Raw genomic sequence first — 13,070 nt, 5'->3', positions numbered from 1 at the left:
GTACGAGCGCGGGGTGCGTCGGCGTTGCGCGGCAGACGAACCCTGTTCCGGCGGATCCCGGCTGTGGCTAGCTTTCGGGTCCCTCGGCCGGACGGACCGCGACCGCGTCGATCTCGAAGAGCATCCCGGGCAGCGCGAGCGAGGCGACCCCGCTGAGCGTCTGGGCGGGCAGCCGGTCGCCCCAGGCGCCGTGCAGCGCCTTGCCGAGGATCTCCAGCTTCTCCAGGTCATGGTCGACGATGTACGTGCCGAGCCGTACGACATGTTCGAAGCCAAGACCGACACCGGCGAGCGCGATGCGCAGATTGCCGAAGGACCGCTCGACCTGCGCGGCAAAGTCGCCGGGCACGACCTGGCCGGTGTCGTCGGAGGCGTACTGCCCACCGATGAACACCAGCTCGCCGGGTGCGGAAGCGGCGTGGCTGTAACCGAACGGGGTGGGGTCGTGCAGCCCGGCAGGGTTGGTGATGGTGCGGTTGTCGCTCATGTGCGGTCGTTCCTTCAAGTGTGATGTTTCCACCCGGTGAAGCTCCCCCAGCGGGTTGGACACTCGATCTCCACGCTGCGAGGGCGTTGTCGTGACTCTACTTAGGGCACTTCGTGCGGGTTTCGGCAGCCGGGCGTGGAGTGCAGCCGTCGGCGGTTGCAGTGTGCTGCGTGAAGCGGAAGCCGTCGGCCCGAGCCGATTCCCGGCCGGGCCGGAGGGGAGTCGAATCCTTCAGCTGATACCGCCCTCGCGCTGGCCTGGATCGCACTGTCGATTCTGCTGATCGTCCACCCCAACCAGCTGGAACCCCTGTCCTGGTTAGAGCAGCGGCCCATCCAACTCCCGGCAGGGGTTTCATCAACTGGGTTCCCCTCCACACCTTTGCAACATCACCACGTTCCAACTACCTATCTCAGGGCCACACCTCCGCACGCGGATCTCAGCTCTGTGTGCGCGAGGGAGTCTTCATGCCTCCCTATCAGCCATCCGCCGACTGGCAGTTCGAGATCCCGACCTCCGGCAGCAAGCGGCTCCCGCCCGCTGCCCGCAACGTCGAATCGCTGACACACCAGGGCTACGGCTTCGAGGCGGCCTTCGTGGACCTCGTCGACAACTCCGTCGATAACGGTATGCGGAACTGATCGACCGAAAGCCACAGTTGACTCCCTCTCAGATCCTGCCGCTGGTGTCCCAGCACCTGCCCTGGATCAAGCCGTCTGCCCGCAGCAAGATGTTCAACGCGGAGCTGGTGGAGATCCGGTCACCGGGACAGTGGGTCGTACCCGACGGATGCGGCGGATCTTCGGCACAACGCGGAGGCCTGGCGTCCCGTCCTGGAGTCACTGGACTCCACTCCCGTCACGCTGACGTGCTCGTCCCTCGAACACGGTCGTAGCGACAGCTAAGACCGACCGGCACGGTCGATCACGACGCGCTGCTGAAGATCCTGTGCGACCTGCGATGGTTCGCTCCCACGCAGTTCTCACCGCATCTGGAGTCCCCCATCACAGCCGGGGAGTCCGGCCCGGGCATCGACGACTGGCTGGCGATCGTCCCGCAGCAGACCTCGGTCCGCCGTACGGAGGCGACGATCTTCGGTTCCCGCCCACTGTCCCTGGCCCACCGAACGCGTCGTCGCGGTGATCTCTTCGGCGCGATCAGCGAGCCGAAGCACCGCGGGGTCGCCCTGCGGGTGGCAGGCGCGCTGAAAGACTCGGGGAACCCTCTGGTCGAGTCGCTCGTACGTGAGCGGCGCGGCGCCCGGGTCCTGTATCCCGTGGTCGCGGACGAATCCCGGCTCTCCGCCGACGGCGCGATCGCCCCCGGGCATCTGGTCATGGCCTTCTGCCTGGTCGCTCCGAAGTCGTCGACCGGCCGGGAGAAGAGCCTGGTGCGCTTCCGGACCATCGATTCGGGGAGGCGCGATTTCACAATCATCGATCGCGAGACCGGCAGGGCGTAGGAGACTTGGCAGTGATGAGCACCGCGAAGCCTTCCTCCCCCAGCGTCTCCGCCCGGATGAGCCGCCAGGCGAGCCGCGACACCGCACCCGAGGTGGCGGTCCGAAAGTTGCTACACGCCTCCGGCTACCGCTACCGGGTCAACGAGCGGGTGCCGGGAATGTCCCGTAGGACCATCGACATCGCTTTCACCAGGGCGAAAGTGGCAGTACTGATCGACGGATGCTTCTGGCACGGCTGCCCCACACACGCCACGCAACCGAAGGCGAACGCGGAGTGGTGGCGCGAGAAACTCGAACGCAACATGGCACGGGATCGGGAGACGACCGCCCATCTTGAGTCCGAAGGGTGGAAGGTCCTGAGGTTCTGGGAGCACGAGTCGGCCGAGGAGGTCGCGGGCAGGATCGTCGCGACGATGGGGCCACCGTCCTCGAGCAAGGCGGGACGTGCTGTGCCCGATTCGTGACGGCGAGCCGCGCGGCGGTCGCGAGTTCACGATTTGGAGGTCTGTGCCGCACCGACTCCCCGCCGACCATCACCTTCCGGGAGGGACGACTCGATCAAGGTTGCGGCTTCGCGTGTCAGTGCTCATCTCACCCAATAGGGTGTACATGCCATACAAGGGGCCTGGCGACCGTCTGCTCCTTGGCGTGCCCGCGATCGGCGGATGCGGAGAGGTTCGGGGTGGTTGGCTCCAGTGGACAGGAACGGGGAACGGTCGACTCTCATGACCGATGAATTCGATGCAATGTATGACACGTTCAAGGCTCTGTTGGAGTCGTTCCCTCCCGTGGAGGCGGTCAAGCGACTCGAGCAGTTCGGCATCAGCCGTGACATCGTCGAGCGGATTCGAGAGAGGCACGAGCAGCAGGCCCTCCGCATCAAGGAGCTCGAAGAGCCACATGCGGTTGTTCGAGACAATCGCATCACCTGGTACACGGGCCCCCAGTCGAAGGACAAGTGCTGGCCAGCGATCGTCGAGCTACTCCGCAAGGACGGCTGGCCCGAGGAGCCTGCGATCAAGAACCTCGACGACTCCTCCAGTCGCGTCGTGTCGCTGCTGAACCACCCGAAGGAGAAGTCGTTCGCCACGCGGGGGCTCGTCGTCGGCTACGTGCAGTCGGGCAAAACGACCAACTTCACTTCGGTCATGGCCAAGGCTGCCGACCGCGGCTACAAGCTGTTCATCGTTCTGGCCGGCGTCCATAACGGCCTCCGCCGTCAGACGCAGGCCCGCCTTGTCCAGCAGCTCGTGGAGCCGAACCCCTCGCTGTGGTCCCAGCTGACCGGCCTCGACCACGATTTCACCCCTCACGAGAACCCAGCCTCGTACTTCGGCAAGAACAACAAGACTCATGTGCTGTGCGTCGTGAAGAAGAACGCAACAGTCCTCCGCAAGTTGGCCAAGTGGCTCGACAAAGCCTCGGACTACCTGGCCGACTGCCCGGCACTGATCATTGACGATGAGGCCGACCAGGCGACAGTGGCCACCAGGTCGATCAACCCGCTGATCCTCAACATCATGAGCAGCCTGCCGCGATCCGCATACGTCGGCTACACCGCCTCGCCATTCGCGAACCTGCTGATCGACCCGAGCGCCGAGAATCTGTATCCCAAGGACTTCGTCGTCAACCTGCCGAAGCCGGATGGTCACTTCGGCACTGAGGTCCTGTTCGGACGCTACGCGCTCGACGGAGACGACCCGGAGGACGTCGACGACGGGTACGACATGATCAGGTCCGTTCCCGACGAGGACGTGCCGGCGGTACGCCCGGGGACACGGGCCGATGTCGACGGTTTCGAGCCGGTCATCACCGACACCTTGCGTCGGTCTGTCGAGTACTTCTGGATGGTGACCGCTGCCCGACGAGTGCGCGGTGCCGGCAACCCACACAACACGATGCTGATACACACGAGCGTCAACACAACAGTACACAACAGCTTCAGAAGACCGCTGGAGTTTCTGCGTGACCGTGCCGCACGGTCCCTGACGGACGCGAGGTTCCTATCGCGTCTGCGAGACCTCTGGGATGAGGAGGCTGCGCGTGTCCTTGCTGAGGATTTCGGCGAGACCAAGGTGCCCTTCGACAAGCTGGCTCCCGAGCTGGCCGGAGTACTCAACAGCTGCCGGATCATCATGGACAACTCCAGCAGCGAGGACCGCCTCGACTACGAGAACGGTCCGGTCGTGGCCATCGCCGTGGGCGGCAACACGCTCTCGCGAGGACTGACGTTGGAGGGCCTGTCCGTAAGCTACTTCGTCCGAGCAGTCTCGGCGTACGACACCTTGCTGCAGATGGGGCGTTGGTTCGGATTCCGCAACGGCTACGCCGACCTGCCGCGCATCTGGATGACTGACGAGCTGGCCGAGTGGTTCCGACACCTGGCAACCGTCGAAACCGAGATGCGCCGTGACATCGACGTCTACTTGACCGAGGCCGAGAGTCCGCTCACGTTCGCGGTGCGCCTGCGGACACACCCCGCCTTGCGTGTGACCGCAGCCGCCAAGATGCGCGACGCCGTCACGGCGGCCTCTTCCTACGGTGGCAAGCGGGTCCAGACCCACTTCTTCCACACCAACGCCGATTGGCTGCGTGGGAACATCGACGCCGCGAATGCTCTGGTTGCTGCCTCCGTCACGAACGCGAGTCAAGTGGATGAGGGCCTGACGGCGGGCCGGTACGTGTTCCGCGATGTGCCGCATGACATCGTCACCGAGTTCCTGTCGACCTACCGGTTCCACGAGAAGTCCCAAGAGAACAATGCTGACCTGATCACTGGATACATTCGAAAGCGAGTCACAGCCGGCTCGCTGCGGCGGTGGAACGTCGCGATCGTCGGCACTCCGAGGGGAAAGGGGGACGACTTCAGCTTTACGCCCATTGTGACCGTCGGACGGGTCAACCGTGCCCGCCTGGATCTGTCCAACCCTGGCCCGGACTTCGCTGACATCAAGACACTGATGAGCCGTCGCGATGCCGCTGTTGACCTGGCAGGGGACACCGCGAAGCTGACGGAGAAGGAGATAACGGTCGAGCGTCAGAAGCAGTTGCCTAACACCGGTTTGCTGGTTCTGTACCCGATCGACAAGTTCTCCGAGCCGAACCCTTCGAAGAAGCTGCGTGCGCCCTTGAACGCTGAGGAGCATGTGATCGGCGTCGGTCTGGTCTTCCCCTCACCGAGAGATCGCGACAGCGAGGTGGAGGGCTACATCTCTGCCAACTTGGCCAACGTCCGGATCGAGGAGGAGGACTTCAGCCTCCTCGACGACGAGGACGCATGAACGACGAGACGCTCCGCAGGATCGTCGGGGACAGCTGGACGTCGCTAGAGGCCGAACAGACCAGTGGGGAGCGCCGGCTGCGAGTCACTGCGTTGCCTGTCGACACCGAGCAGGGTCCGTTGGTGGCGGCAGTCGATCACCATGGATATCGTCATCTTCTGGTGCCGATACACGCTCACCGGAAGATCCGCCTCGGCCTCGACGGCCCTGTGCTGCAGCTGCGCAAGCGTGCACTGGAGGACGAGGAGAGCTACCAGAACTACGCCGACCTCGGGTGTCTGCGCAACGACTTCAGAGACCTTTTCACGGAACTCTGCGTGGACGTGCTGAGTGCAACGAGGGAGATGCCCGAGAACCCGGTCAAGGCGCTCTACACCGTCCTCGATCGGTGGAAGGCGCTTTTCCGCGCGCAAGGAGTGCCGCTGGGTCCCGAGCAGCTTGCGGGCCTCTTCGGCGAGCTGGTGGTTCTGAAACAGCTTCTTGAGAAGGACCCGAGCGCACATCGCCTGTGGTGCGGTCCGGGCAGATACCGCCACGATTTCTGGGCCGGAACGACTGCTGTCGAAGTGAAGACAAGCACCTCGACGGAAGGGCGGAGACCGCGGATCCACGGGCTGGACCAGCTGGAAGCCCCTGAAGGGGGAGCGCTCTGGCTCGCCTGGTTCCGACTCCGGAGGACCACCGCAACCGATGTGGGCACCGGCTTCGCGGAGTTGATCGGGCAGGTGCTGGGCCTGTGTGACGACGAGAGTGCGCTTATCGACCTCCTTGCCGATGCCGGATATCGCCCGGCCGACGCCGACCGCTACCGGGATATCCGCTTCTCCGTCAGCGAGGAGCGTTGGTACCGAGTCGGCCCCGACTTCCCCGGTCTCACGGGGGAAGCCCTTGTCTCGGCCGGCGTCCCGGTATCGGCACTGGATGTCGAGTACACAATCGATCTGTCCGGTGAATCCCCAGCTCCGTTGGAGCTCGACCAGGTGCCCCAGTTGATCAACCGTTTGATCCAGGAGTCCGTGTGACGATACCCGAGTGGGTCTCCCAGCCCTACCCACCGGAGGGTGCGAGTGCCGCCGAGGGGATTCGCAACCAGCTTGGGCGACCGGAGCTCGACCTGCTCACCATCCTGGTGCGCGAGTCGGCACAGAACAGTTGGGATGCTCGAATTCCGGAGTCATCCGCTCCCGTCGACTACCGCATCGACATGTGGACGGTCGGCCCGGCCCACGCCGGTGCGTGGCGTGAACTGCTGCTCAACGGTGCGCCCGCCGAGCGCGACAGCTTCCCACTGCACGAAGTCCTCAGACGCAGTTCAATCCGGGTCATGGCCGTGTCCGACCGAGGCACGCGCGGGCTCGGAGGCCCCACCCGTGCCGACGCTTTCGACCTCGAGCGCGACTTCGTGTCCTTCATCCGCAACATTGGCGAACCTCGAGACAACGCCCTGGGAGGAGGGACGTACGGCTTCGGCAAGGGCATCTTCTACCTGCTGTCCAACGCCGGAACGATCCTTGTGCACTCACGTTGCCGCACCGCACACGGTGGCTACGAAACCAGGCTCATCGGATGCACACTCTGGAAGAGCTATGTCGCGAACGAGTCCGGCGGGAATCGCCGTCACACCGGCCGGCATTGGTGGGGTGACACGTCGGATGCCGTCGTCGAGCCGCTGACAGGCCAGGACGCGGAAGCCGTGGCGCGACGTCTCGGGCTCCGACCCTTCGGGCCCGAGGAGACCGGGACGATGGTCGTCGTCATCGATCCGATTCTTGACGAGCTCACGCCAGTCGAGGCGGCCGGCTACCTGGCCGAGTCCATCGCCTGGCACCTCTGGCCCAAGATGATAAATACGGGCGGCAGGCCCTCCGATATGCGCTTCTCCGTCACGTGCGACGGCGTCGATTTCCCGGTGCCGGATCCCCGCGAGACCCGCCCGCTCAACATGTTCGTCGCCGCCTACGAGAAGATGACCGGCCCGGACGGCGGTGAGCTGCATTGCAATCGCCCCAAGCGCTATCTCGGGCGCCTCGGGCTGGAAAAGCGGATCACGCCTCCGTTGGAGCCGAGCCGGGCCTCCCGCATGGTCGACATCGAGGACATTGTTCATCACGTCTGCCTGATGCGCCCTGCCGAACTCGTCGTCACCTACCGGCCCGGGCCCAAGCCGCCCAGCGTGAACCAGGGGTACGCCGGGGTCTTCCGGGCCGACGAGTCCATGGACGAGATCTACGCCAGGGCCGAGCCACCCACGCACGACGCCTGGAACCCGCAGTCCCTCGAAAGGCCCGAGAGTACCTTCGTGCAAACGACCTTCCGACGCATTGGCGAGGCGCTGGACAATCTGCTCTCGCTCGGCGGTGTCGCACGCCCTGGAGCAAGCAGCGTCGCGCTGGGTGCGGCCAGTTCATTCTTCTCCGGGTTGGTGGGCGGAGCCTGGGGCATAGGTGGGGCCACTGCGTACTCCAAGCCGGGCAGCATCACAACGCGGCGCAAGTCGAAGGTGAACGACGAGGAAGAAAGCACTGCGCCTTTGGGCACGGGCCGTTACTCCCCGAAGACGGCATCACTCAGTGCGGAGGACGCAACGGCCGGCGGGCCCGGCGAAAGCGGGCGGGCCGCGGCGCCGCGGAGGCGCCCGCGGGTCCAGTACGTCGGTGACCCGTACTACGAAGATCGCGAGGACACGTCCCTCCTCGTCCAGGAGTTCCGCCTCCCTGCGCCCGGGCCACAGCGGGTCCAGGTGGATCTGGCAGTTACCCTGCCCGGTAGCGGCGGGCGTGAGACGGACCCGCCCATCGGCGCCAGCATGCCTGAGCTCGTCGGCTGGGAGGACAGCGACGGACAAGTGCACGGCTCCGACGCGTTCGAGATCGAGGGCGGCGAGTCCCTCTGGCGTGTGCTCGTTCTCCCGGCTCCGGACACGATGACGGAGATCGGCATCAAGGTGGAGGCGGTGAAGTCGTCGTGACCCGCCGTGTTCTTCCGTACCGCACTCCGTCAGACGACGTTGTCGCCGCCGAAAGTTGGCTCCTGGTGACCGAGGACGGCGAAATCACCCTGCCGGAGGCGCTGCCGGACTGGGACTACCAGATGGACCTGCGCCTGCGCAGGACCGTCCGAATCGACCTGGACCGGGCCCGAGCGCAGTCGGGTCTCCCGGCCGACGCGGCGCTGATGCTCGCAGCCGTGTGGACTGCCACCGGATCCAGTCTCAGCGGACCGGGCCAACATCTGCGCCTGCCCCAGGCAGGCATCGTCCCGGTGGAGATCGATGTCGAGCTTCGCGGCGCTGATCTGGGCGGTCTGCTCCTCATCGATACCGCTCTCGTCCTGGCCGAACGGCGCACCGACGCTCGCCCCTCCTCTCCCCGCAGAGCCGGCTCCATCCTGTGGAGTGATCGAGAGGCGCTGCGTCTCCAGGGTGATGCGCCACAGTTCCCCATGGCCGTGATCGATTTCGCTCGTACGTCCTTCCCCGACTACGCGGCCTGGCACCTGCAAATCAGCGGCGGCCTGGAGAGCGCCACCATGGGTGCTCTCCTCCTGCTCGTCAACGAGCGAAACACGGTCACTGCCACCGCCTTCGAGAACGCAGGAAAGCCTCGGCCGATCGACCGGGTGGTGCTCTCCGCGGTGTACGCGGACGCCGCCCGGATCATGGTCGAGCACGCGCTCGGCCACGAGGACTTCACCGAGGACTCCGACTACCCCGAAGACTCACTGGGCGCGACGTTGCTGAGTCTGTTCGACCAACTCTTTCCCGACCAGCCGATCACTGACATTCGCCTGCGCCAACGCCAGTCGCCGTCCTTGTTCGCCTCGGATCTGCAGGCGGCAGTCAAGATCTTCGAGGTGTCGTGATCAGCTTCCTCTACCCGCGTTTGCTCGCCGAACAGGCCGCACCCCTCTTCGCCGAATACCGAGAGCTACCGATCCCCGAGCTGACCGGGCGAGTGGCCTTCGCCCACGAGTCAGCGGTGTATGTGGCCACCGGCGGCGACCGTGTCTCCGCCGACCGGCTGCGGGTACTGCGCGAGGGTGTTGTCGACCTTGCCGAGCGCGCAGGCTTCCCGGACGACTCCGACCGCACGCGCAATGCCGAATTCGACCTGGCTCTCGCCGCGCTCCTGCATGCCGAGATGGGTATGGTGCCCGCCGAGGCCGCCGCCCGCGATGTCTGGGCCTTCCTTGCCTTGATCGTCCTTCCCGACGTCGCCTTCTGGCGCTACCCCCAGCCGCCGAAGGACCGCGTTCTGGGTACGGATCTCACTCGACACGTCTTCGGCCGGCTCTGGTGGCGGGCCCAGCTCGTACGCTCCTCCGACGCCTCAGAACCGTACGGCGCTCTGAAGATTCTTGGCGAGGCCGCCTTCGACCAGATCTACGCACGCCGAGCCGCGCTCGGTGGCAGTCCGCATATGGTCGGAGCCATCCTGCGAGTCTGGGCAGACCTCGACCTGCAGGGACTGAACGAACGCGAAACTCTCCGCGACTTCCTCAAGCGACTGCTCAGGCTCGCCCCGTTCGTTCTCTTCGACGGCGTCGCCGGAGCAGCGCTGGACGACGAGCTGCACGCTGTGGCCCAGGAGTCCATCGACGCGCAGCGACTCGCCGCCCTGCAGATCGACGGCAACAGGGCAAGGGACACCGCACGGGGAACAGCCTTCGAGGGAAGGGGGAGCCAGGCGGCACCGGAGGGAGCGACACCGATGTCTCGGACGACCTCGACCCGGGTGGTGTCAGTGCCTGACCGTCGACTCCGCTCCGTCGAGATCTGCGCCGGATGCGGTGCACAGGCGCTCGGACTCGAGCGTGCCGGTTTCGAGCCCGTACTTCTTATCGACAGCAAGGCCGACGCCTGCTTCACCATCGAGGCGAACCGTCCCGAGTGGGACGTCATTTGCATGGACCTCGCCCACTTCCGGGTATTCGAGCGCCAGGACGTCATCGGAGTCGACCTTCTGAGTGGTGGCCTCCCACGCGTCAAGTCGATGGCCACCGTCGGACGCGACGAGGACACCGACGAGCGCAGGGTGCTTCGAGCGACGATTGACCTGGCCCGCATCATCAGGCCCAAGGCCGTGCTGTTGGAGAACGTCCCCGACCTCGTCGGGAGCCCGGACTTCGAGGCAGATCGTTCATGGATGACAGAGGCCCTCGTGCAGGCGGGATACGAGTGCCATTGGGCAGTCCTGAACGCAGCCGACTTCGGAGTGCCGCAGAACCGTCGCAGCGGCTTCCTGGTCGCGCTGCAGGACCCGTACCACTCCCGATTCTCCTGGCCCCAGCCTGCCGGCAGGACACCACCGACCGTGGGCCAAGTACTCGGACCCACCATGTCTGCAAACGACTGGCCAGGGGCGGAACGCTGGGTCAAGGGAGCCGACCGCATTGCGCCCGCCCTCGTCGGAGGCTCCGACCGGCGCGGTGGAGCCGACCTCGGTCCGACCGGCAGCAAGAAGGCGTGGGAGGCACTCGGCGTGAACGGCAGCAGCCTCGGCAACGAGCCGCCCGGCCCGGACTTCCCCGTGGACGGCCTGCCCAAGCTGACCGTCGAACAGGCTGCCCTGATCCAGTCGATTCCCGAGGACTGGCGCTTCGCCGGCGGCAAAACGTCCAGGTACCGGCAGATCGGTCACGCCATGCCGCCCCCTCTGGCAAGTGCCGTCGGCCGGGCGATAGCAGCCGCTCTGCGAAGCTAAGATCGCCCCATGCGTACGTCCCGCCCCCGCGACCCCGAGCCCGTCACCGTCCTTGATCTTTTTTCCGGCTGCGGGGGCTTCACTCAGGGCTTTCACGAGTTCCGTCCAGCCACAGCGCCGGACGGAGGTCCGGTCTTCCACAGCATCGCGGCCGTCGAACACGACACGGCTGCTGCTGCCACGTACGCCGCGAACTTCGGAAGCGGCCGGGGGGACCAGAACGTTCCACCGGCACGTATCCATCTCGAGAACATCGAGGACTGGAAGCCGACGTCGGACGAGCTGAGTGCAGACGTCGTTGTCGGGGGTCCTCCCTGCCAGGGTTTCTCTGCGCTGAACCGGATCAAGAAGGGCACCGAGCGCAATCGCCTGTGGGAGGAATACGTCCGAGTTGTCGAGGAAATCAGACCCAAGGTCTTTGTCATCGAGAACGTTGATCGATTCCTGAAGTCGGACGAATTCCGTAATCTCCTCAAAGAGGTGGGCGAAGGCGGACGGCTGGCCGAGTACCGACTCGTCGACCCGCCGGGCCACGAGCCGACGGACACGGAGGAACGAAGGATCAAGCGGTACCTCCTCAACGCCGCTGACTACGGCGCGGTCCAGGCCCGTCGCCGCGCCATCGTCATCGGCGTCCGAAAAGACATCGACAGCGGTCGGACAATGGCGTACCCTACGGCAACTCACGTCCGACGCCCACGACGCAGCAAGGGCGGCTCGGCGCAGGCGCTCGACGGCACCGACGTGGGTCTGCCGTACTGGCGCGCCGTGGACAGCGTGTTCGAGGAGTCCTCCGAGTTGAGGCTCCGGGGCACCGAGCTTCCGGACTCTAAGAAAGACGTCGCCGACGTGAACGCTCGCGTCCTCGGAATCTTCACCACTCATGACCTGCACTTCGGGCGCAATCCGGAGCCGCTGTCGATCGCCCGCTACAGAGCCATCCCTCGAGGTGGAAACCGTAAAGATCTGCGGGGAAAGTGGTTCACCGTGGACGAGGACGGCCGCATCAGGATCTTCGGCGAGCCGAACCCTCAGGGCGTGAAGACCGCGGTGGCCTACCTGTCGACCGAGAGCTGGGACAACCACAACTCCGGCACCGGTGACGTGATGGGTCGGCTCCGCCTGGGCGAGCCCTCGGTCACCATCCGGACCGAGTTCTTCAAGCCGGAAAAGGGCCGCTATCTCCACCCGACGGCCGCCCGCCCCATCACCCACTACGAGGCCGCCCGCATTCAGGGCTTCCCTCACGACTTCCGTTGGTGCGGCTCGAAGACCGACATCGCCCGCCAGATCGGCAACGCGGTGCCCATCCCTCTCGGCACAGCCATAGCGTCCTCGATCCACGCCTTCCTGCGCGGCTAACCGGAGCGACTCTCACCTCGACCCCCTGCGCCGACTACAAGGATCGGACCGGATCCAGCTTCAGGGATCCCGACGTGGCGGAAATAACCGAAACGGCACTCGCCAAGCTCCTCCAGACAACCTGCACATCGACGAAGCAGCGGCCCTTCCCTGGCCGACGGTTCTGTTGTCCGCCAGCTCGTAGCGGTACTACGGCCGCCACCGACGCCCACCCGGCTCGCGCCCACTTCCCGGGAGTCACCCCACGCCCAGAAGAGACACTGCGAATGCTGCAGCGTCGGGTACCCGCCTGCTGACGACCCGGCCGATGCGGAGCAGCCGGCTTCCCGCGCCGTTCAGAAATCACCGGTGAGGCGGGCGCAGCGCCTTCGCCGCAAGGTCCGTCGGCGCGAACTTTCAGGGCTGCAGGAACAGATGAGGGTGCCGGTCCCCCGAACAAAGGGGGACCGGCACCCTGCAGAAGCCGCCGAGCTCGCATGGACGGAGACCGGAGTGGTGGCTCGCTATCTCGCCGACGGCCGGGGCCGCGACGCGGACCTCGTGCTCTGGCGGGCAGGTGCGTCGTACTCCGCAGACGAGATTCTTAAAGCCGTCAGCTCATGTCGCTCAGCGGACCTGCGGGACGCCGCCGAGACCATACTGATCAACGCCGCCGAACGTACAGACAAACAGGCTGTCCTGAACATCGCGGCAGCCTTCAGCAACGCCGGCCGGCACGAGGACGTGACGTTCCTGCTGGCCGCCGCGATCCGAGCTTCCGTCTGACCTTGCAGCAG

11 protein-coding genes are annotated in these 13,070 nt (G+C 65.6%); 10 read left to right on the top strand and 1 reads right to left on the bottom strand.

Annotated features, from left to right (window positions below):
* Window positions 1-67: 67 nt before the first annotated feature.
* On the bottom strand, window positions 68-487 hold the full coding sequence (locus tag OG609_RS26055) for a RidA family protein (protein WP_327275039.1): 420 nt from the start codon (window positions 485-487) through the stop codon (window positions 68-70).
* 467 nt (window positions 488-954) lie between these two features.
* Here OG609_RS26055 and OG609_RS26050 point away from each other — a divergent pair, with 467 nt between their 5' ends.
* From OG609_RS26050 to OG609_RS26005, 10 genes are all read left to right on the top strand, one after another.
* Window positions 955-1,128, top strand: coding sequence for a hypothetical protein (locus OG609_RS26050; RefSeq protein ID WP_442818002.1), 174 nt, complete (start codon window positions 955-957; stop codon window positions 1,126-1,128).
* Window positions 1,129-1,679: 551 nt separating this feature from the next.
* On the top strand, window positions 1,680-1,949 hold the full coding sequence (locus OG609_RS26045; RefSeq protein WP_327275038.1) for a hypothetical protein: 270 nt from the start codon (window positions 1,680-1,682) through the stop codon (window positions 1,947-1,949).
* A 14-nt stretch (window positions 1,950-1,963) separates the two neighbouring features.
* A complete protein-coding gene (locus OG609_RS26040) occupies window positions 1,964-2,413 on the top strand; it encodes a very short patch repair endonuclease (RefSeq protein WP_327275037.1) in 450 nt (149 codons plus the stop codon).
* Between the two features lie 261 nt (window positions 2,414-2,674).
* On the top strand, window positions 2,675-5,230 hold the full coding sequence (locus tag OG609_RS26035; RefSeq protein ID WP_327275036.1) for a Z1 domain-containing protein: 2,556 nt from the start codon (window positions 2,675-2,677) through the stop codon (window positions 5,228-5,230).
* Window positions 5,227-6,252 (top strand): PD-(D/E)XK motif protein, encoded by a 1,026-nt coding sequence (locus tag OG609_RS26030; protein WP_327275035.1) that lies wholly within the window; start codon window positions 5,227-5,229, stop codon window positions 6,250-6,252. Before OG609_RS26035 ends, OG609_RS26030 begins: the two co-directional genes overlap by 4 nt.
* Window positions 6,249-8,198, top strand: coding sequence for a hypothetical protein (locus OG609_RS26025; RefSeq protein WP_327275034.1), 1,950 nt, complete (start codon window positions 6,249-6,251; stop codon window positions 8,196-8,198). The genes OG609_RS26030 and OG609_RS26025 overlap by 4 nt, the downstream gene beginning before the upstream one ends.
* Window positions 8,199-8,263: 65 nt before the next feature.
* A complete protein-coding gene (locus tag OG609_RS26020) occupies window positions 8,264-9,091 on the top strand; it encodes a hypothetical protein (RefSeq protein ID WP_327275033.1) in 828 nt (275 codons plus the stop codon).
* Window positions 9,088-10,932 (top strand): DNA cytosine methyltransferase, encoded by a 1,845-nt coding sequence (locus OG609_RS26015; protein ID WP_327275032.1) that lies wholly within the window; start codon window positions 9,088-9,090, stop codon window positions 10,930-10,932. The genes OG609_RS26020 and OG609_RS26015 overlap by 4 nt, the downstream gene beginning before the upstream one ends.
* Before the next feature lie 9 nt (window positions 10,933-10,941).
* Complete coding sequence (locus OG609_RS26010; RefSeq protein ID WP_327275031.1) at window positions 10,942-12,294, top strand: DNA cytosine methyltransferase; 1,353 nt, start codon at window positions 10,942-10,944, stop codon at window positions 12,292-12,294.
* 420 nt (window positions 12,295-12,714) lie between these two features.
* Window positions 12,715-13,059: a hypothetical protein gene (locus tag OG609_RS26005; RefSeq protein WP_327275030.1), complete on the top strand. Its 345-nt coding sequence runs from the start codon at window positions 12,715-12,717 to the stop codon at window positions 13,057-13,059.
* Window positions 13,060-13,070 lie beyond the last annotated feature (11 nt).

This window comes from Streptomyces sp. NBC_01224, from assembly GCF_036002945.1.
In the GTDB taxonomy this organism is placed as follows: domain Bacteria; phylum Actinomycetota; class Actinomycetes; order Streptomycetales; family Streptomycetaceae; genus Streptomyces.
The sequence above is the reverse complement of the archived record's forward strand: the minus strand, read 5'-3'. Positions and strand labels throughout refer to the sequence as shown.

What these genes read in the sequence shown, in the direction of transcription:
- OG609_RS26055 (WP_327275039.1), bottom strand. Translation starts at nt 487, where the DNA reads ATGAGCGACAACCGCACCATCACCAACCCTGCCGGGCTGCACGACCCC.
- OG609_RS26050 (WP_442818002.1), top strand. Translation starts at nt 955, where the DNA reads ATGCCTCCCTATCAGCCATCCGCCGACTGGCAGTTCGAGATCCCGACC.
- OG609_RS26040 (WP_327275037.1), top strand. Translation starts at nt 1,964, where the DNA reads ATGAGCACCGCGAAGCCTTCCTCCCCCAGCGTCTCCGCCCGGATGAGC.
- OG609_RS26035 (WP_327275036.1), top strand. Translation starts at nt 2,675, where the DNA reads ATGACCGATGAATTCGATGCAATGTATGACACGTTCAAGGCTCTGTTG.
- OG609_RS26030 (WP_327275035.1), top strand. Translation starts at nt 5,227, where the DNA reads ATGAACGACGAGACGCTCCGCAGGATCGTCGGGGACAGCTGGACGTCG.
- OG609_RS26010 (WP_327275031.1), top strand. Translation starts at nt 10,942, where the DNA reads ATGCGTACGTCCCGCCCCCGCGACCCCGAGCCCGTCACCGTCCTTGAT.